Source organism: Mesorhizobium sp. M7A.F.Ca.US.007.01.2.1, from assembly GCF_003998165.1.
Taxonomy (GTDB): domain Bacteria; phylum Pseudomonadota; class Alphaproteobacteria; order Rhizobiales; family Rhizobiaceae; genus Mesorhizobium; species Mesorhizobium ciceri.
Window position 1 is genome coordinate 1 of sequence record NZ_RZQP01000120.1, and the last position, 18,980, is coordinate 18,980.

15 protein-coding genes are annotated in these 18,980 nt (G+C 60.4%); 14 read left to right on the plus strand and 1 reads right to left on the minus strand.

The features are described from left to right. Positions 1-15: 15 nt before the first annotated feature. The 14 genes from EN949_RS20785 (at position 16) to EN949_RS20850 (ending at position 18,699) form a co-directional block, all read left to right on the plus strand. Positions 16-2,322, plus strand: a complete 2,307-nt coding sequence (locus EN949_RS20785; RefSeq protein ID WP_063169235.1) for a S9 family peptidase — start codon at positions 16-18, stop codon at positions 2,320-2,322. An 833-nt stretch (positions 2,323-3,155) separates the two neighbouring features. Beyond that, complete coding sequence (locus EN949_RS20790) at positions 3,156-6,620, plus strand: Ulp1 family isopeptidase (RefSeq protein ID WP_063169234.1); 3,465 nt, start codon at positions 3,156-3,158, stop codon at positions 6,618-6,620. Positions 6,621-6,839: 219 nt separating this feature from the next. Beyond that, positions 6,840-8,864: a conjugal transfer protein TraG gene (locus tag EN949_RS20795; RefSeq protein ID WP_063169233.1), complete on the plus strand. Its 2,025-nt coding sequence runs from the start codon at positions 6,840-6,842 to the stop codon at positions 8,862-8,864. A 116-nt stretch (positions 8,865-8,980) separates the two neighbouring features. After that, on the plus strand, positions 8,981-9,394 hold the full coding sequence (locus tag EN949_RS20800; RefSeq protein ID WP_063170364.1) for a CopG family transcriptional regulator: 414 nt from the start codon (positions 8,981-8,983) through the stop codon (positions 9,392-9,394). Beyond that, positions 9,391-10,359, plus strand: coding sequence for a P-type conjugative transfer ATPase TrbB (trbB, locus tag EN949_RS20805; RefSeq protein ID WP_024502850.1), 969 nt, complete (start codon positions 9,391-9,393; stop codon positions 10,357-10,359). The genes EN949_RS20800 and trbB overlap by 4 nt, the downstream gene beginning before the upstream one ends. A 12-nt stretch (positions 10,360-10,371) precedes the next feature. Next, on the plus strand, positions 10,372-10,680 hold the full coding sequence (locus EN949_RS20810) for a TrbC/VirB2 family protein (protein ID WP_024502851.1): 309 nt from the start codon (positions 10,372-10,374) through the stop codon (positions 10,678-10,680). After that, a complete protein-coding gene (locus EN949_RS20815) occupies positions 10,680-10,952 on the plus strand; it encodes a VirB3 family type IV secretion system protein (protein WP_024502852.1) in 273 nt (90 codons plus the stop codon). Before EN949_RS20810 ends, EN949_RS20815 begins: the two co-directional genes overlap by 1 nt. Further along, positions 10,946-13,396 carry a conjugal transfer protein TrbE gene (gene trbE / locus EN949_RS20820; protein ID WP_063169232.1) on the plus strand — a complete coding sequence of 817 codons (2,451 nt, stop codon included), beginning with the start codon at positions 10,946-10,948 and terminating at the stop codon, positions 13,394-13,396. Before EN949_RS20815 ends, trbE begins: the two co-directional genes overlap by 7 nt. Continuing rightward, on the plus strand, positions 13,393-14,118 hold the full coding sequence (trbJ, locus tag EN949_RS20825) for a P-type conjugative transfer protein TrbJ (RefSeq protein WP_024502854.1): 726 nt from the start codon (positions 13,393-13,395) through the stop codon (positions 14,116-14,118). The genes trbE and trbJ overlap by 4 nt, the downstream gene beginning before the upstream one ends. A gap of 33 nt (positions 14,119-14,151) precedes the next feature. Next, on the plus strand, positions 14,152-15,474 hold the full coding sequence (gene trbL / locus EN949_RS20830) for a P-type conjugative transfer protein TrbL (RefSeq protein WP_063169231.1): 1,323 nt from the start codon (positions 14,152-14,154) through the stop codon (positions 15,472-15,474). After that, positions 15,475-16,206, plus strand: coding sequence for a conjugal transfer protein TrbF (gene trbF / locus EN949_RS20835; protein ID WP_063169230.1), 732 nt, complete (start codon positions 15,475-15,477; stop codon positions 16,204-16,206). Between the two features lies 1 nt (position 16,207). Then, positions 16,208-17,233 carry a P-type conjugative transfer protein TrbG gene (trbG, locus tag EN949_RS20840; RefSeq protein ID WP_164548809.1) on the plus strand — a complete coding sequence of 342 codons (1,026 nt, stop codon included), beginning with the start codon at positions 16,208-16,210 and terminating at the stop codon, positions 17,231-17,233. Further along, positions 17,230-18,444, plus strand: a complete 1,215-nt coding sequence (locus EN949_RS20845; RefSeq protein WP_063169228.1) for a TrbI/VirB10 family protein — start codon at positions 17,230-17,232, stop codon at positions 18,442-18,444. The genes trbG and EN949_RS20845 overlap by 4 nt, the downstream gene beginning before the upstream one ends. Positions 18,445-18,456: 12 nt before the next feature. Then, positions 18,457-18,699: a DUF2274 domain-containing protein gene (locus EN949_RS20850; protein WP_024502859.1), complete on the plus strand. Its 243-nt coding sequence runs from the start codon at positions 18,457-18,459 to the stop codon at positions 18,697-18,699. A gap of 29 nt (positions 18,700-18,728) precedes the next feature. Here EN949_RS20850 and EN949_RS36170 read toward each other — a convergent pair. Next, positions 18,729-18,980: hypothetical protein (locus EN949_RS36170; protein WP_206516445.1), on the minus strand; the 252-nt coding region annotated here is incomplete at its 5' end.

Sequence of the window (18,980 nt, forward strand, 5' to 3'; positions counted from 1 at the left end):
AAGAAGTGAACAGGTATGTCCAGGATCGGCGCTTTGACGCGCGCCGCATGGCGATCGGCAACTCAGACGCTGGCCAAGGGTTCGAAAAGTTTACACCCGACGCTAGCGCCGGCCGATTTCAAGCGCGCACTTACGATCAACGATCGATATGGCGGGCTCACTGTCAATGTCCCCAAAATGCCTTTCTGGCTGACCGGGGGTGAAGCCTTCGTCTACCGCCGGACTAGCCACGGCGAGCAGCAGTTCATGCAGGTCGATGCTGCCACGGGTTTCAAGCGGCCCGCTTTCGATCAGGCGCGTCTGGCGGCAGCGCTAAACAAGGTGAGCCATGAGAGCTATCAAGCCGGCAATCTTCCGTTCGACCGTTTCGAACTGAGTGAGGATGGTCGCAGGCTCGACTTCCAGATTGAAGACACCCGGTGGAGCTGCGACCTTGCAAGCTATGACTGTACCAGCACCACATTCGATGCAAGGAAAGGGGACCGTAGGGAGCTCAGCCACCGCTACACGCCGCCAGCGGAGAACAACCCCGACAAGAGCAACGCGTCGCCCGACGGCAAATGGATCGCCTATATCAAGAACTGCAACGTTTTCCTGCGCAGCGAGGACGGATTGCAGGATGTTCCTCTGAGCCGGGACGGAGCCGAAGGCAATTGCTACGTCTTTTCGACGCTGAGCTGGTCGCCGGACTCGCGCCACCTCGCCGCTTACCTTGTTCGCCCCGGCTATAGGCGAGAGGTCCGCTACCTCAATTCTTCGACGGACCAGTTGGAGCGGGAATATTCAACAAAATTCTATCCCAGGCCGGGCGATGTCCTTCCGCTGCCCCAGCCAGTCCTGTTCGACATTGCCGGCCGGCGCCAGATCGTGATTGACGGTGCCCTCTTCTCGAACGTCTTCGAACTTTCCCCTCTCCGGTGGTGGGCGGACAGCCGCGGCTTCACTTTCGAATATAACCAGCGCGGGCATCAGCTTTATCGCCTGGTCGAGGTAGACGCCGCCTCGGGCCGCGGGCGCTCCCTGATCGATGAGACCAGCGAGACATTCGTTGATTATTTGCCGCTGGGGCATGGCCAGGAGGATGCCGGAAAAATCTTCCGTTACGATGTCGATGACGGGAAGGAGATCATCTGGGCATCAGAGCGCGACGGGTATGAGCATTTGTATCTTTTCAACGGCCGGACAGGCGCGCTCGAAAACCAGATCACGCGAGGTGAGTGGGTCGTCCGGAGGGTCAACCATGTCGATCCGGTCAAGCGTCAGATCTGGTTCGAGGCGAGCGGGATGAACTCGCAGGAGGACCCCTATTGGGTCCATGCTTACCGCATCGGCTTTGACGGCAAGGGACTGACTGCACTGACGCCCGAACCGGCCAACCACCATATCGAGTTCTCGCCTGACAGGCGCTATTATGTCGATCTCTGGTCACGCATCGATCTGCCCCCGCGCATGGCACTCTACCGCGCCAGCGACAATGCCAAGCTCCAGCAGATCGAGACGGCCGACATTTCTGAGCTCGTCGCCGCAGGCTGGCAGCCGCCGCTCAGTTTCCATTCCAAGGGGCGCGACGGCAAAACTGACATCTGGGGCGTGCTCCACCTGCCAGCCAACTTCGACCCGACGAAGAAATACCCGGTTGTGGAGAATATCTATGCTGGACCCCACGGCTCCTTCGTCCCAAAATCCTTCTCGCGGTGGACAGAGCCGCTCACGCAGCTGGGCTTCGTCGTTGCTCAGATCGACGGCATGGGCACCAACAACCGCTCCCGCGCCTTCCATGATGTTGCTTGGAAGAATCTGAAGGACGCAGGATTTCCCGATCGCATTCTGTGGCACAAGGCGGCGGCCGCGCAATATCCATGGTACGACATATCCAACGTCGGCATTTTTGGCGCATCCGCCGGCGGCCAGAGTGCAGTCAGCGCGCTGCTCTTTCACCCCGATTTCTACAAGGTCGCCGTCGCCAAAAACGGCTGCTTCGACAACAGGATAGACAAGACCTGGTGGAACGAACTTTGGATGGGGTGGCCGGTCGGCATTGAATATTCGCAATCCTCCGCCGTTGACAATGCTCACAGGCTGCAGGGCAAGCTGATGATCGCGGTCGGCGAAATGGATGATAATGTCGATCCGTTTTGCTCGTTCCAGCTTGCCGATCGACTCATCAAGGCAGGAAAAGATTTTGACATGGTCTACGTTCCTGGTGCCAATCACCATACTCTAGGCACCTACACCGAGCGCAAACTCCTAGACTTCTTCGTTCGCAACATTCTCGGTCAGACCCCGCCCGACTGGAACACCAAACCGATCGAGCTGGAATAGCTTGTGGCTCTTGCAATTGTTAGCTCGCCTTATCAGCTGTAATCAGGGCGAGGCGCGAGCAAATCTGCACCGAAGGACGATCGTGGAGTCTAGGACTTGCGCTGCGTATTGAGGATCGGCTCGCCGCGACGTTGGTCTGAGCAAACTGCTTGATAGGCACGCCTGCAGACCGCGTGTGTGCGATTGCAAGATCCCCTATCAGCCTGGTGTGAAGCGTTCAGGGGAAAAGCCGCACCCAACGCCGCTTCCGCTCGCCGTAACGCTACGGCGGTGCGGCCCACCGATCCGCTCGACGAGCATTGGAACACATAGGTCCCCGAACGGACGATTGCCTTGGCAATAGAAGACCCTCGTCGGTCATCGCCGCTGTGGGTGGCAGCCCGTCGGTCTGGAGCTGCCACGATTCTCATCCTCGCGTCACATATGAGCTGAAGCTTTCCGGATCGGGTATCCAATCGGCATCCAGTTGCTCGGCGATATGGTTGAATTCTGCCCTCAGGACAAGAGTGAGTAGAGCAGCCCCGCTACGAAAATCCCATCCTGGTTCGTTTGACGCATCGACTATTCAGATTGATTGGCGTGATACCCGGCGCGGCCGCAACACGCGAGGCCGTCAACCGCTGAGCAGAAAACCAGCCTTCGCCTTCCGCGGCGGCGGACCTCGTCAGCCTCTCGAAAGCTTGCCTGAGTAGGTTGCTCATGTGATCTGTGGAAGTGAGGATAGCGTGCACCCGTACAAACTAGACATTCATCGTGGCAGCTTGGCTGCAGGTGCAGCACGCCGTACCGCACGAGCAAGCGGACAGGCCGGCCAAGCCGGTTTTGAGCAGCACTTGGGCGAACTGCAGGCGGCGGACGAGTTGATGGGTGCGCTAGGCGAGGAGGTCCTCGTCAATGGCTCGCATGGTAAAGGTGAGTTGAGACCAACGAAGAGGCAGAGGATCCAAAGCAATCTGCAGCATGCTGTCACTGAGCGGCAACCAGGTGAGGTTGGCAACTCAGGCGCTCGCGTGATGATGCAACTCCCCACCGATCAGGTGGGTACATCGGAACGGGAGGCGCAACTTGTGATGCAGGGGGACGAGCACGAATACACCCCAGCACCGCATCTCGACGGGTCGATGCCCTCGACAGTGCAGCCGGATCGTCCAATTGTGGTCCCCGACGGTGCCGACAAGCGTCCTGTTTATTCCAACGATGCCACCGCCATCGAAGGGCTGAAGTCAGCACTCCTTGCGGGTAAAGCCAGGCCGGACACGGTCACTCGCAGCACAAATTCTCTTTTCGGCTTTAGTCGTTGGCTCTTTCAAAACAACAAGCCAGGGCTTGCTGCTCGGCTTTACCATCCGTCGCTGAGCCAGGATCTCGAGGAGTACGAGAGTAGGGGTGGTTCCTCCACCGTGGCTGGCGCACTGCGTCAATTGATGAAGTCGATGGGCGGAGCCGGCCCGATTGTGGGTCGCGCTGTCCTGAACCCCCATCCTGACGACGCCGCGCTCACCAGACATTTCAGATCCGCGAGCGGCTACGCAACTGCTCTTAACCATTTCAGTCATTACCTACGTCAAAATGACAAGCTCGGAATTGCGGGTCGCATTTACGATAAATCGCTGGATAAAGATGTTGAGAGCTACAAGGCCGCCTCCTCTAATGGTGGAGCTCCGATCGAATCTGCGCTGGTTTATCTCCGCAAGAACCCGCCGCGCGTTATACTCGGGAATCATCTGGAAAACGCGGTCAGCATGGAGGCTCGTCCCCGTGGCGACGCTGCTCAGCATACCGCACCACAGCAGGGATTCGATTGGCCAGAGGAGCTCCTGCCGGTAGGTTATAAGGAGGGCACCGATCTACCATTGTCTCTCGCCCCAACCGCGCACCAACACCAAGCGCCCGACTTTGGAGAGGCCGTCCCTCACTTGAACTGGCGCCACGGCGACCAGGGCGCCCCGGAGGAGCTGGTAGCTGCACGGGACAGGAGCAGCCCGCTGCCAAGCGAGGCGGTGCCACATAAATCTGGACGGGGACTCGCTACGCAGCCCAGATTGTGGGCGGAGAAATCCGCCTCGCCAGAGCTCTTTCGACGGCGGGCGGAGCAGGCTCTGCCGGCGTCCGCCAGAGGTGTGGAGACATCCTCCGCGGTTGATGAAGCCGCGCAGGCCGCTCGCCAAGCTTTGGCTTGGTTGCAGCAGGAGATGGAGGGGATCGAACCGATGCAGGATCCTCATGAGGTGGCTACACCGGAATGTGAGGCGCAGCTCGTCAGGCAGAGGGATGAGCACGAATCCACCCCAGCACCGCATCCCGGAGGTGGTGGGTCGATGCCCTCGACAGTGCAGCCGGATCGTCCAATTGTAGTCCCCGACGGTGCCGACAAGCGTCCTGTCTATTCCAACGATGCGACCGCTATCGAAGGGCTGAGGGCAGCATTCCACGCGGGTAAGGCCAAAGCGAACACGGTCACTTACAATGTAAATTCTCTTTTCGGCTTTAGTCGGTGGCTCCTTCAAAACAACAAGCCAGGGTTTGCTGCTCGGCTTTACCATTCGTCGCTGGATCAGGATCTCAAGGAGTACGAGAGTACGGGTGGTTCCTCCACCGTGGCTGGCGCACTGCGTTACCTCAAGAAGTCGACAGGCGGAGCCCCGATTATGGCTCGCCCTGTCGTGATCCCCTATCCTGACGATGCCGAGCTCATTAGAAATTACAGAGCCGCTTCGACCAAGGAGTACCTGGCAGCGCCTGCGACCGGACGGAATCCAGATACCGTGGGCGGCTATACAAATTTTCTTAGACATTTTAGTCAGTACCTGCGTCAAAATAACAAGCTTGGGATTGCGGCTCGGATTCACGACAAATCGCTGGATAAAGATGTTGAGAGCTTCAAGGCTGTCTCCTATGGTAATAGGCTAAGTATCAGTTCTGCATTGGCTCACCTCCGGGATATCCTGCCGCGCATTGTGCTCGGGCGCGAAACTGTCCTTTCTGCTCATCCGGCAGACGCAGTCACCAGGCGCGTTGGGGCCGCTGCTGAAGCTGGGCCAGCGGCACCGGCAAGAGCTCCCCAACCCGCCTCGCCAGCAACCGCTAGGCTGCCAGGCACCTACCGCGGCCTTCCACTGGTTGATGTGACCACACTGACTACCAGTTCCTCTGGGGCTCAGATCGGGGCGCTCGATCCGACAGCCCCGTCCAACGTTGCAACGGGGCGGGTGCTCGGCGCCGCCGAATGGCTGAGCGACGCCCATATCCAGAGAGATTACAATTTGCTGGAGGGGCAACTGCAGGGGATCAATCCGGCGCTCGCTGCCCGGACTCGGCTGGTGGATCCTTCCGTATCCCATCTACTGCGACACACGTCGCCGCAAGACGCTCGAGGCATATTGCAGTCCATCTATAATCAAAACAACGCCACAGCCGACTTCCTGTTCTTGCCAGTGAATAATGGCACGGCTACTAGCCCCGGCACCCATTGGTCGCTGCTGCTCGTTGATCGCCGCGACCCGGAAAGGCGGTTCGCCTATCACTACGACTCCCTCCAGCGAGAGGGATATAACGACGTGCCTGCAAAACAGCTCGCAGGACTGCTGAATGCCACCTTGGCGCCAGCCCCCATGGCCAGACAGACGAACCATTATGATTGCGGCGTATTTGTCCTGGAGGGCACGTGGGCGCTGGTTGAACGATTGGTGAAAGGGCAGCGGCCAGACCACGAGCCGCTGCCCCTCGACAACCTCGTTGCCGATCGGCAGGCGCTGCAAGACCGGCTAAGGAGGCGCTTGCCGCACGAGGAAGAGCCGCGGCAGCTGCTGGAGGATGAACCCGCCTCCCCACCGATGATGGCATTCGAGCCAGGGGAACTGCGGCAACTGTTGGAAGACGAGCCTGCCTCCCCACCAATGATGGCGTTCGAGCCAGGGGAACTGCGGCAACTGTTGGAGGACGAACCTGCCTCCCCACCAATGATGGCGTTCGAGCCAGGGGAACTGCGGCAACTGTTGGAGGACGAGCCTGCCTCCCCACCAATGATGGCGTTCGAGCCAGGGGAACTGCGGCAGCTGTTGGAGGATGAACCCGCTTCCCCACCGATGATGGCGTTCGAGCCAGGGGAACTGCGGCAACTGTTGGAGGATGAACCCGCTTCCCCACCGATGATGGCGTTCGAGCCAGGGGAACTGCGGCAACTGTTGGAAGACGAGCCTGCCTCCACTTGGGCACAAATCAATTCGACCCCACATGCGCGAGCGGACGGTGTTCATCAGCCAGCCCAGGCGCCGTGGCTCCCTGAACGCAGAAGATAACTTTGCGGAGGAGCGGTCACGCAACTGTCGGCGGCGCCGGGCCTCAGGGTGAATGGAAAGGATGGAGTGGCGGATGGTGTCGCGTGAAGGCGCAACACGCGTGCTGACCGACCTGCATACGTAGGAAGTCGTTCATTGCTCCCAAATCGTATGTGAGGAACATTCCTGTCCCGGCTGCGCCGCGCGATGCTAGGTCGCGTTGTTCAGCGGGCCAAGCCGATGACACCTACGAAGCTACTGATCGGGCAGATCGCCGTTGTGTGCGCAATTGTCATTATCGGCGTATGGACGGCAACCCAATGGTGCGCTCAAATGCTGACCTACCAGACGCCTCTCGGCGCACCATGGTTTCTCTTCGCCGGCTGGCCAATCTACAAGCCGTGGAAGCTGTTTGAATGGTGGTTCCACTTCGATGCTTATGCGCCGGAGGTCTTCGACAAAGCCGGTACGCTTGCAGGCGCCAGCGGATTCCTGGGTTGTGCCGCCGCAATCGCTGGCTCGCTTTTGCGCGCGCGACAGCGCGGGTCGGTTACGACCTATGGGTCTTCACGGTGGGCCACGACTCATGAGGTCGAGACGGCAGGGTTGTTACGGCCGGCGGGCGTTTTCCTCGGTAGGCTGAACGATCGCTATCTGCGCCATGACGGCCCGGAGCACGTCATGGCATTTGCGCCGACGCGTTCGGGCAAGGGCGTGGGGCTGGTTGTTCCAACGCTACTTTCCTGGACCGGGTCTGCCATCATTCATGATATAAAAGGCGAAAATTGGCAGTTGACCTCCGGCTGGCGGTCGAAATTCTCGTACTGCCTTCTGTTCAATCCGACCGACCCGAGATCGGCACGCTACAACCCGCTGCTGGAGGTGCGCAAAGGCCCAGATGAGATCCGGGACGTTCAAAACATCGCCGACATCCTCGTCGATCCCGAGGGCGCGCTGGAGCGACGGAACCACTGGGAGAAGACCAGCCATTCACTCCTAGTTGGCGCCATTTTGCACGTGCTCTACGCTGAAGAGGACAAGACGCTGGCCCGCGTCGCCACCTTCCTGTCGGACCCGCAACGCTCGTTTGCCGCAACGCTACGGCGGATGATGACGACAAACCATCTCGGGACGGGGCATAACCCTCAGGTCCATCCCGTAGTGGCCTCGGCGGCTCGCGAACTCCTGAACAAGTCGGAAAACGAGCGCTCAGGCGTCCTCTCGACCGCCATGTCCTTTCTCGGGCTTTATCGTGATCCAACGGTCGCGGCGGCCACTTCGTCCTGCGACTGGCGCATCGCTGACCTAGTGGATGGAGAGCGACCGCTGTCGCTCTATCTGGTCGTGCCGCCTTCGGATATCTCGCGCACCAAGCCTTTTGTGCGACTGATCTTGAACCAGATCGGCAGGCGGTTGACGGAGCGTCTGGAGGGGGACCCGAAGAAGAGCCGTAAGCATCAGCTGCTCATGATGCTGGACGAGTTTCCGGCGCTCGGTCGCCTCGACTTCTTCGAAACGGCGCTCGCCTTCATGGCAGGTTATGGCATTCGCTCCTATCTGATCGCACAATCTTTGAACCAGGTTTCAAAGGCCTATGGCGAGAACAATGCTATTCTCGACAATTGCCACGTGCGAATTGCCTTTTCCTCCAATGACGAACGCACGGCCAAGCGCATCTCGGATGCCCTCGGCACCGCAACCGAACTTAGGTCGATGCGCAACTATGCGGGCCATCGGCTTGCGCCCTGGCTTTCACATGTCATGGTGAGCCGCCAGGAAACCGCGCGCCCGCTCCTGACGCCAGGCGAGGTGATGCAATTGCCGCCGTCAGACGAATTGGTCCTGGTTTCTGGGTTGCCGCCGATCCGCGCCAAGAAGCTGCGCTATTATCAGGATCAGAATTTCACAGATCGGGTGCTGCCTGCGCCGGTGCTGCACGACGGACCCTATGCGGACTGCCCTGCATCACGCCCGGACGGCTGGACTGGACAAGTGTGCAGCGTCGATAGCCGACTTGCTGCGGACGAGGAAAGCGCCGACGCGCCAGTTGAAGACGAGGGAGGCGTTCAGCAGCAACGCCATCCAAGCCTGCCCGAAGAAGACGTTGTTGTCTCTCAAGAGCCCGATCAGGCCGATCTGTACAAGCCCGCAGACGATGACAGCGAAGCGCTCGCGGACAAGCGTGTCATGGATCGGATTTCCACTGCGGCCCGCGTCTACGGTATCAACGAGGGCAGGGGCGACGATGTCATTCCCGGCTTCTGAAGTCCGCTGAGTTGCAGAGCGCACCTCAGCGTAGATAACGGCCATAAGCAATTTTGAGCGTCTGGCCGATGCTTCTCCCGTCGCCGGCGCAACGCCGGGCCGTCGGAACGATCCGCATGAAGCCGCACCGCATTCGCCATCAGTTTCTGCTTGAGCCGGAGCTCAGCGAGAAACTGGACAACCTCAGTCGCGATCCGTCAACGACCAAATCAGCGATCGTGGGGAAGGCGATCGAGGCGTTCATCGAGCGGCGTGGCGAGAGCGAGTTCGATCGGCGCTACGGCGTAAGGCTTGACCGGCTCTCCCGCGATCTTGCCCACGTCAGGCGCGATTCCGAGGTGATCCTGGAGAGCCTGGCGCTCTTCATCCGCTTTTCGATCACCCTTCACGCCCACACGCCGGTCCCGGATCGGGCAACGCAGGCTATTGCCCAAGAGCGTTTCGAGAAATTCGTTGAGAAGGTCGGCCGCCAGATCGCTTCCGGCAAAAAGTCGCTTAGCAAAGACAATGGTGGGGGAGGGGAAGGATGAGCTCTCATCCCGAGGCCGACCACCGGCGGCGTGTCATGCTGCGCACCGCCATGGGTCCGGCAATCACCGAAGCCCTGGCCGATCCGTCCGTCATCGAGGTGATGGTCAATCCCGACGGCGCGCTGCGACTCGACCGGTTAGGCGAAGGTCGGGTCGATACCGACGTTCACATGCACCCGTCCGAGGCAGAACGTATCATCCGCCTGGTTGCTTCGCACGTGCGCGCCGAGGCGCACGCCGACAACCCGATCGTCAGTGCCGAATTGCCGTCTGGCGAACGCTTCGAAGGCCTGCTGCCACCTGTGGTGTTGGCGCCATGTTTTGCCATCCGCAAGCCCGCCGCGAAAGTCTACACCCTGGCCGACTATGTTGCCGAACGCATCATGCTGCCGCTGCAGGCCGATGCGCTGAAAAAGGCCGTCCGCGAGCGGCGCAACATGCTGATCGCCGGCGGCACTTCCTCGGGGAAGACAACACTCGCCAACGCTCTGCTGGCTGAAGTCGCCGAATGCGACGATCGGGTGATCCTGATCGAGGACACACGCGAACTGCAGTGCGCGGCCAGGGACTGCGTTGCCCTGAGAACAAGGCGGGGCTCGGTCACCCTTGCCGATCTCGTGCGCTCGACGCTGAGGCTCAGGCCGGACCGCATCATCGTGGGCGAGGTGAGGGGCGCGGAAGCGCTCGACATGCTGAAGGCATGGAACACCGGGCACCCAGGCGGCATCGCTACCGTACACGCCAATTCCGCGCGCTCGGCTCTCTATCGCATTGAGCAACTCGCCCAGGAAGCGGTGGTCACCGTTCCCCGCCGGCTCATCGCTGAGGCGATAGATCTGATCGTCTTCATAGCGGGACGCGGCTCGTCGCGCCACATCGACGCAATCGCCGAGGTCACCGGTCTCGACGGCAGCGGCGATTACGCCGTTGCCCCGCTCACGCTTTCGCAACTCCAGCAGCTTTGAAAGGCCTTCCTCATGCGCAAGAAGCTTCGCTTTCTTTCGTCCACAGCGCTCGCGTTTCTTATCACGGCCCCGGTTTATGCCGCCGGCTCCGGCATGCCGTGGGAGCAGCCGCTGCAGCAGATCCTGGAGTCCGTGCAGGGACCGGTCGCCAAGATCGTTGCGGTGATCATCATTATCACCACCGGCCTGACGCTTGCCTTCGGCGACACCGCCGGTGGTTTTCGGCGCCTGATTCAGATCGTCTTCGGTCTGTCGATCGCCTTCGCGGCATCGAGCTTCTTCCTCTCCTTCTTCTCCTTCGGTGGTGGGGCGCTCGTCTGATGGCCGCCGGGGAGCAGCATATCGAGGGCTTCGCAGTACCGGTCCACCGGGCGCTGACCGAGCCGATCCTGCTCGGCGGGGCTCCGCGCGCGGTGGCGATCCTCAACGGTACAGTGGCCGCGGCCATTGGCTTCGGCTTGCAGCAATGGATTGCTGGTCTGGTGCTTTGGATCGCAGGCCACTCGTTAGCGGTGTTTGCCGCAAGACGCGATCCGGACTTCGCCAGCGTGCTTGTGCGCCACCTACGTCTGAAGGGGTGGCTTGCATGCTGAACCTTTCGGAATATCGAAGCAAAGCCGACCGGCTTGCCGACCATCTACCCTGGGCTGCCTTGGTGGCGCCCGGCATCGTGCTCAACAAGGACGGCAGCTTTCAGCGGACGTTGCGGTTCCGCGGCCCGGATCTCGAAAGTGCGACGGAGGCTGAACTCGTCGGCATTTGCGCCCGGGCGAACAATGCTCTCAGACGCCTTGGCTCTGGCTGGGCATTGTTCTTTGAGGCCGAGCGCACAGAAGCGCTGGGCTATCCGAACTCGCATTTTCCTGACGCCGCGTCGTGGCTGGTCGACGAAGAACGCCGCGCTGCTTTCGAGGGGAAGGTAGCGCACTACGAGAGCCGCTATCATCTGACCTTGGTGTTTATGCCACCGCCGGACGCCCAGGCGCGCGCAGAAAGCACGCTCGTCGACTCTCATTATTCCCGAGGAGAAAGAGACTGGCGCCAGGATCTGGCGAGGTTCCGTGACGAGACCAACCGCGTGCTCGATCTCTTCTCGGGTTTCATGTCCGAAGTACGCGTCCTCGATGATGCTCAGACGTTGACCTACCTCCACGGCACGATTTCGCCTCGTCGCCATCCTATCATGGCCCCGGAAACGCCGATATATCTGGATGCAATCCTGGTCGATGCGCCGCTTACCGGTGGCCTGGAGCCGATGCTGGGTGAGCAGCATCTTCGCACACTGACCATCCTCGGCTTTCCGAACCTCACCCGGCCCGGAATCCTCGATACCCTCAATCATCAGGATTTCGCCTATCGCTGGATGACGCGCTTCATTCCGCTCGAGAAAACGGAAGCCACGAAGACGCTGACGCGATTGCGCCGGCAGTGGTTTGCCAAGCGCAAATCGATCGTGGCAATCCTACGCGAGGTCATTACCAACGAGCCGGTCCCGCTTGTCGATAGCGATGCCGACAACAAGGCGCTCGATGCCGACGAAGCCCTTCAGGCATTGGGCGGTGATCATGTGAGTTTCGGCTATCTCACCACCACCGTGACGGTGTGGGGCGAGGATCGCCAAGCCGCTGCAGAGAAGCTTCGCGCGGTCGAGCGCATCATCAATGGGCTCGGCTTCACCACGATCCGAGAAGGCGTCAATGCGGTCGAGGCTTGGCTCGGCTCATTGCCTGGCCATGTCTACGCTAACGTTCGCCAACCGCTCGTTCATACATTGAACCTTGCCCATCTCATGCCGCTGTCGTCGGTTTGGGCCGGTCCTGCGACAAACGAGCATCTCGCGAAAGTCACCCAAACCGAAGCGCCACCGCTTTTCGTTGCCGAGACCAGTGGGTCGACACCGTTTCGGCTTTCCACCCACGTCGAAGATGTCGGCCACATGCTGGTTGTTGGTCCGACCGGCGCCGGCAAGTCGGTTCTGCTTGCTCTGATTGCTCTGCAGTTCAGGCGCTACGCCGGCGCCCAGGTTTATGTCTTCGACAAAGGCAATTCGGCCCGTGCTGCAACACTTGCCATGGGTGGAGAACACCACGCGCTAGGAGCGGACGGTTCCCTTGCCTTTCAGCCACTGCGCAGCATCAACGACCAGGCTAGCCGAAGCTGGGCGGCCGAATGGATCGCCAGCCTTGTTGCCCACGAGAACGTCACCGTCACGCCGGAGGTGAAGGAGGCTATTTGGTCAGCGCTGGCCAGCCTTGCCACCGCGCCGGCGCAGGAACGCACACTGACCGGTCTTTCGGTCCTGCTTCAATCCAATGCGCTGAAGACCGCATTGATGCCCTACACGCTCGACGGTCCCTTCGGCCGCCTGCTCGATGCCGATCATGATGGGCTGGCCTTGTCGGATGTGCAGTGTTTCGAGACCGAGGAGTTAATGCACAGCCAAAGCGCTTTGCTGCCGGTGCTTACCTATCTGTTCCAGCGACTTGAGGAACGGTTCGACGGACGGCCCACGCTGATCATGCTCGACGAGGCGTGGGTCTATCTCGACAATCCGCTGTTCGCCGCCCGCATCCGCGAATGGCTGAAGGTGCTGCGAAAGAAGAACGTGTCGGTTGTCTTCGCTACGCAGTCGCTGGCTGATATCGCGGGCTCTGGCATAGCGCCGGCAATCATCGAAAGCTGCCCGCAGCGCATTTTCCTTCCCAATGATCGTGCCGTGGAACCCCAGGCGCGCACAGCCTACGAGCGCTTCGGTTTAAGCGAGCGGCAGATCGAATTGATCGCCCGCGCCACGCCGAAGCGTCAGTATTATCTGCAATCGCGCCGCGGCAACCGTCTGTTCGAGCTCGAGCTTGGCCCCATCGCTCTTGCGCTTTGCGGTGCTTCCGATCCGGCCACGCAGACTCTGATCGACAGGATCATGTCCGAAGACGGGCAAGGCAGCTTTGCCTCGCAGTTCCTGATCGCGCGCGGCCTCGATTGGGCCGGCGAACTTCTCAAGCAATTCCCTCAACCAGACAAGGAGCAATTCTCATGATGCGGCGACGCCTTCTCTCCGGCCTGATCACCGTTTCCCTGATCGCCAAGCCTATGGCCGACTATGTGCAGCCCGCCTACGCCCTTATCGTGTTCGATCCGTCCAATTATGCGCAGAACGTGCTGACGGCCGCGCGCGCATTGGAGCAGATCAACAACCAGATCCAGTCGCTGCAGAATCAGGCGACCATGCTGCAGAACATGGCGCGCAATCTTCAGCGTCTGGATTTCTCTTCCGTTGGCCAACTCACCGGTTCGCTCCATCGCATCGACGGCTTGATGGACCAGGCGAGTGGCCTCAGCTTTGATCTGGGCAAGCTTCAAGACCAGTGGCGCAGCCAATATCCGGAAAGCTACGACGCCACGATCAAAGTCAGCGATGTGGCGAGTGCTGCGCGGGAGCGTTGGCAAACCGCCATGCAGGCGTTCCGCCAGACCATGGGTGTCCAGTCGCAAATCGTCGAGAACGTCCGCGCCGACGGCGATCTGCTCGCCGATCTCGTCAACCGCAGCCAAGGGGCGGCCGGTGCGCTTCAGGCAAGCCAGGCCACCAACCAGCTGATGGCGCTTTCGACAAAACAGCAGATGCAGATCCAGACGCTGCTCGCAACGCAGTTTCGAGCTGAGGCCGAGGATGCCGCCCGCAAGGCCCAGTCAGACGAAGCCGCCCGCGAGATGACGAAGCGATTCTTGGGTACCGGCTCGGCTTATCCCGGCAATTAATCACGAGTTCATCACGACGAGAAAGGCAGCGGCATGAACGACCTTGGCGTCATCGATCGCTTCATGGAGACCTTCATCCGCTACATCGACAGCGGGTTCGGTCTGCTATCGGGCGACCTCGCCTTCCTCACTACCATTCTGATCGGCATTGACATCACACTTGCCGGCCTGGCGTGGGCGCTCGGCGACGAAACCAGCGTTCTCGGCCGGCTTGTCCGCAAGGTGCTCTATGTTGGCGTCTTCGCCTTCATTCTGAACAATTTCAAGAACCTCGCCGATATCGTTTATCGTTCTTTTGCCGGTCTCGGGATTAAGGCGTCGGCCGGCAATCTGTCGGCAGACAATCTCTTGCGCCCGGGCCGCATTGCCGCGACCGGTTTCGAAGGTGCTTGGCCAATGCTTGACCAAGCCAGTCAGCTCCTGGGCTTCCCGGAAATCTTCGGCAACGCACTGACCATCTTCGTGCTGCTGATGGCCTGGTTCCTGGTCATCATCGCCTTCTTCATCCTTTCCATCCAGCTTTTCATCACCATCCTTGAGTTCAAGCTCACCACGCTGGCAGGTTTTGTTTTGGTTCCATTCGCACTTTGGAACCGTTCAGCGTTCCTGGCCGAACGCGTGCTCGGCCATGTTATCTCGTCAGGCATCAAGGTGATGGTGCTCGCCGTCATTGTCGGTATCGGCTCCACGCTCTTCGGGGAGTTCGCTTCCGCATTGCAAGGCAAGGAGCCGGATCTTGCCGGTGCCATGTCCCAGGTACTGGGCGCACTGGCATTGCTTGGCCTTGGCATTTTTGGGCCGGGGATCGCGTCGGGTCTTGTCTCAGGCGCACCGCAGCTTGGGGCGGGCGCCGCCCTCGGCACGACCGCGGCGGCAGCGGGTGTATCACTCGTTGCTGGAGGCACAGCATTTGCTGGCGCGCGTATGGCAACCAGCGGCGGTGTCGCCGCCATCCGAGCCGGCACAACAATGGGATCGGCTGCTTCCACGTCATGGCAGATCGGGCGCGCAACCTCGCCCGACGCTGGCCTCTCCGGTGTGGCTGCTGGAATGCATGGTGTAACCAGTGCAGCTGGCGGCGCCGCTATACGCATAGCGCGATCCGCCACTGCAAGTGTTGGGCGCAACGCCGATGCCGGGCGCGATGCCGCGTGGACCGCGACCGGCGGCACGCCGACAGCGCCAATGACCGAACGCTCTGCCGGTTCGGCCACTGTTTCGGCGCCGACGTGGGCAAGGCGCCTACGTTCTGAACAGACCGCCCGTGCAAATCGCCACGCTGCCATGCAAGCTGTCCGAGACGGAGACCGGCCGGGAGGCAGCGCCACCCCCTCTCTCAACGACAAGGATGACTAGATGCTCTTCAAGCGACCCGTGCACCGTTACGGCAAAACACCCGAACCGGTCACGCCGTATCAAAAAGCCGCCCAGCTGTGGGACGAGCGCATCGGCTCATCTCGACTGCAGGCCAGGAACTGGCGGATCATGGCCCTTGGCTGCCTGGCCTTGGCGACCGGGCTTTCCGGCGGACTCGTATGGCAGTCGATGCAAAGCCGTGTCGTGCCTTATGTCGTCGAGGTCGATGGCTTCGGCGAGACGCGCGCCGTCGCGCCGGCGATCCGGAATTATGAGCCCTCGGATGCTCAGATCGCCTGGCATCTCGGCCGCTTCATCCAGAATGTCCGTTCCGTTTCCACCGATCCGGTTTTGGTACGGCAGAACTGGTTGGCAGCGTACGACTTTGCTAGCGATCGCGCAGCGCTCTTCCTCAACGAATACGCCAAGGCGAACGACCCCTTCGGTCAGATCGGAACGCGCAGTGTTTCGGTACAGGTCACCAGCGTGGTCAGAGCCTCCGAAAGTTCATTCCAGGTCAAATGGACCGAGCAGGTGTTTGAGCGCGGAAGCCTTGCCAGCACGATGCGCTGGACTGCGATCCTCACGATCGTGATTCGCTCGCCAAGCAATACGGATCAGCTGCGCAAGAATCCGCTCGGCGTCTTCATCAATGCCATTGACTGGTCACGCGAGCTCGACAGCGCCGTCCCAACCCCCCTTTCTCCGACGGAGTCCACCAATGAAAGGTAAAATGTCACCGATTCGTGCCGTGCTGATCCTATCGGTGTCGGCAGCGGTCGTTTCCGCTTGTGCATCGAAGAAGGTGCCGCCGCCTGAGATTTCCTATGACGCTGCCGACTTCAAACCGGCCGCGATCGAAAAGGCGCCGGAGAGGCCGATTAGAATTGTCGAGGTGCCAAAACCACTGCCGCTGCCTGGCCAAATGCAGCCCGAGCCCGGCAAGGCCGAGGACAAGCGCCCCCCTGAAGAACGCGTCGCTGATGCCAACAAAGCCGCGACCCAGCAACCCACCAAGTACGGGTATGTTAATGCCGTGCAAGTCTACCCCTTCACCGATGGCGCGCTTTATCAACTCTATGCCGCGCCGGAGCGCGTGACCGACATCGCTCTGCAGCCGGGCGAGAAACTAACCGCCGTGTCGGCTGGCGACACCGTGCGCTGGGTCATTGGCGATACCGCAAGCGGCACCGGTGACAATCAGCGCACCCATGTTCTGGTAAAACCCTTCGCGCCGGGTCTTGCCACCAATGTCGTCATTACGACGGACCGGCGGACCTATCATTTGCAGCTTCAAAGCACCGAGAAGACCGCAATGGCGGCAATCTCCTGGACCTACAGCCAAGACCAGATCATCGCGCTTCGCCAGCGCAATGCTCAAGCCGAGGCAGTTACACCGGTCGCGTCGAATATCGCGCTCGAAAACCTTCGCTTTCGCTACTCAATCAGTGGCGACACACCGCCCTGGAGACCGACGCGAGCCTTCGACGACGGCAGCAAGGTCTATATTGAGTTCCCTCGTCGCATAGATCAGGGCGAGGCGCCACCACTCTTCATCGTCGGCGCAGATGGGAGCAGCGAGCTCGTCAACTATCGCGTGCGCGGCAACTATTACATCGTCGATCGGCTCTTCGCCGCGGCCGAACTTCGCCTCGGCACCAAGCGGCAGCAGGTGATCCGCATCAGCAGGATTGACGGCAGGCAACCGCAACGGCGGATCTCGCTCTTTCGCGGCAGCCGGCGAGGTGAGGACTCATGATCGAAAATTCCCGCTCTGGCATCCCGCCGAAACTGGATCCCGAGGAACTGCAGCTTCGGGCCTCTCCCCGCCGCGTGGTGCGGTTCAGGCGCGGTGTGATCATCGCGATCGCAGCGCTCGGATCCGGCGCTGTCTTCGGCGTTACCATGATCGCCCTCCAGGGGCCGGCCCTTCGCATCAGGGATCAGGCGGAAGATCTCTACAACACTGAGCGCAAACCAACCGCCGAGGGGCTCGATACGCTTCCCCATGACTATTCCGGCATGAAGCCGAAGCCTCCCGTCCTTGGGCTACCTTTGCCGGGCGACCTCGGCCGCCCCATCCTCGAGCGGCAGCGCCAGCTCGGCATCGTGCCGGGCCAAGACATCTCGGCCGAGGAGCAGCGTCTAGCGCAGCAGGCGATCGAAGCGCGTGAATCGCGGGTGCTTTTCCGCGTCGAAAATCGAGCTCAAAAGACAGATGTCGGAGAGAGCGTGCAAACTGCTCAGCATCCATTTGAGGCGCTTCCCCAATCCGAAGCAGGACGCGCGTCAGCCTCGGTGGCGGCGGCGGAAGGCGACCAGAACAATCAGCAGCGAAAGCTTGATTTTCTCAGCCAGCGGAGCACTGGCGGGATCTACAATCCGCATGCGCTGCAGACGCCGATCTCGCCATATCAACTGATGGCTGGCAGCGTGATTGCCGCCAGCCTGATCACCGGCATCAATTCCGATTTGCCGGGCCTTGTCGTCGCGCAAGTCACCGAAAATGTGCACGACACGGTCACGGGCAACATATTGCTGATTCCGCAGGGCTCACGTCTTATCGGCGTCTACGACAGCGTCGTCGCGTTCGGGCAAAAGCGAGCGCTGCTGGTCTGGCAGCGCATTCTGCTGCCCGACGGCTCGTCGGCCGAAATCGACAATCTGCCCGCGAGCGACACCGCCGGCTACGCAGGGCTGGAAGACGAAGTCGATTTCCACACTTGGCAGATGATCAAGGGAGTGGCGCTTGCCACATTGCTCGGTGTCGGCACAGAATTCAGCCTCGGCGAAAACGAGAGCGATCTGGTCAAGGCGATCCGGGAATCAGCCCAGCAGAACGCCAGTCGAGCCGGCCAGCGCATCACCGAAAAAAACCTCAATATCCAGCCCACCATCGTCGTCCGCCCAGGTTGGCCACTGCGCGTCATCGTGCACAAGGACATCGTGCTGCGGCCATACGCCAGTTGAGCAGGAGTTATCATGGCTGACCTGAAACTTGGAAAACTTCCGGACCGAACAGCTTCGAAGATCACCATTACCGTCAGCGCGGAGCTGAGCCAAACACTCAAGGAGTATGCTGCACTTTACCGTCAGACCTATGGTCAGTCTGAAACCGTGGCAGAACTCATCCCTTTCATGCTGGCGGCGTTTCTGGAAGGCGACCGAGCCTTTGCCAAGGCCAGAAAGGAACGTCTGCCGACGGAGCTTGCCGGAAAATCGTGACTCCTCCGCTAGGGCAGCTGGAACATTGCCTAGCTGTCGCGACCTACCTGCTCCTCGCGAAGCATAGGATCAAACACCTTGGAATGCAGGTATGCGCAAGAGATGATGTGGAAGGAGATACCGCGCAACAGCCTAAGTTTGCATTTTCGATTTGGTCGGCCGTGAACTATCCGCAAGCCATTGATCTGGCCTGTTGATTGAGGCGGATAGCGGCTTTGGAATTGCAGGATTAGCGGTATTTGGACGCTGTTTTCCTGCAATTCGGTTTTGCGATTCCCTTG

Excerpts from the sequence above, each read along its gene's own strand:
- EN949_RS20800 (WP_063170364.1), top strand. The coding sequence starts at position 8,981 with ATGAAGCCGCACCGCATTCGCCATCAGTTTCTGCTTGAGCCGGAGCTC.
- EN949_RS20850 (WP_024502859.1), top strand. The coding sequence starts at position 18,457 with ATGGCTGACCTGAAACTTGGAAAACTTCCGGACCGAACAGCTTCGAAG.
- trbG (WP_164548809.1), top strand. The coding sequence starts at position 16,208 with ATGTCACCGATTCGTGCCGTGCTGATCCTATCGGTGTCGGCAGCGGTC.
- EN949_RS20810 (WP_024502851.1), top strand. The coding sequence starts at position 10,372 with ATGCGCAAGAAGCTTCGCTTTCTTTCGTCCACAGCGCTCGCGTTTCTT.
- trbE (WP_063169232.1), top strand. The coding sequence starts at position 10,946 with ATGCTGAACCTTTCGGAATATCGAAGCAAAGCCGACCGGCTTGCCGAC.
- trbJ (WP_024502854.1), top strand. The coding sequence starts at position 13,393 with ATGATGCGGCGACGCCTTCTCTCCGGCCTGATCACCGTTTCCCTGATC.
- EN949_RS20815 (WP_024502852.1), top strand. The coding sequence starts at position 10,680 with ATGGCCGCCGGGGAGCAGCATATCGAGGGCTTCGCAGTACCGGTCCAC.
- trbL (WP_063169231.1), top strand. The coding sequence starts at position 14,152 with ATGAACGACCTTGGCGTCATCGATCGCTTCATGGAGACCTTCATCCGC.
- EN949_RS20845 (WP_063169228.1), top strand. The coding sequence starts at position 17,230 with ATGATCGAAAATTCCCGCTCTGGCATCCCGCCGAAACTGGATCCCGAG.
- EN949_RS20795 (WP_063169233.1), top strand. The coding sequence starts at position 6,840 with ATGACACCTACGAAGCTACTGATCGGGCAGATCGCCGTTGTGTGCGCA.
- trbF (WP_063169230.1), top strand. The coding sequence starts at position 15,475 with ATGCTCTTCAAGCGACCCGTGCACCGTTACGGCAAAACACCCGAACCG.
- trbB (WP_024502850.1), top strand. The coding sequence starts at position 9,391 with ATGAGCTCTCATCCCGAGGCCGACCACCGGCGGCGTGTCATGCTGCGC.
- EN949_RS20785 (WP_063169235.1), top strand. The coding sequence starts at position 16 with ATGTCCAGGATCGGCGCTTTGACGCGCGCCGCATGGCGATCGGCAACT.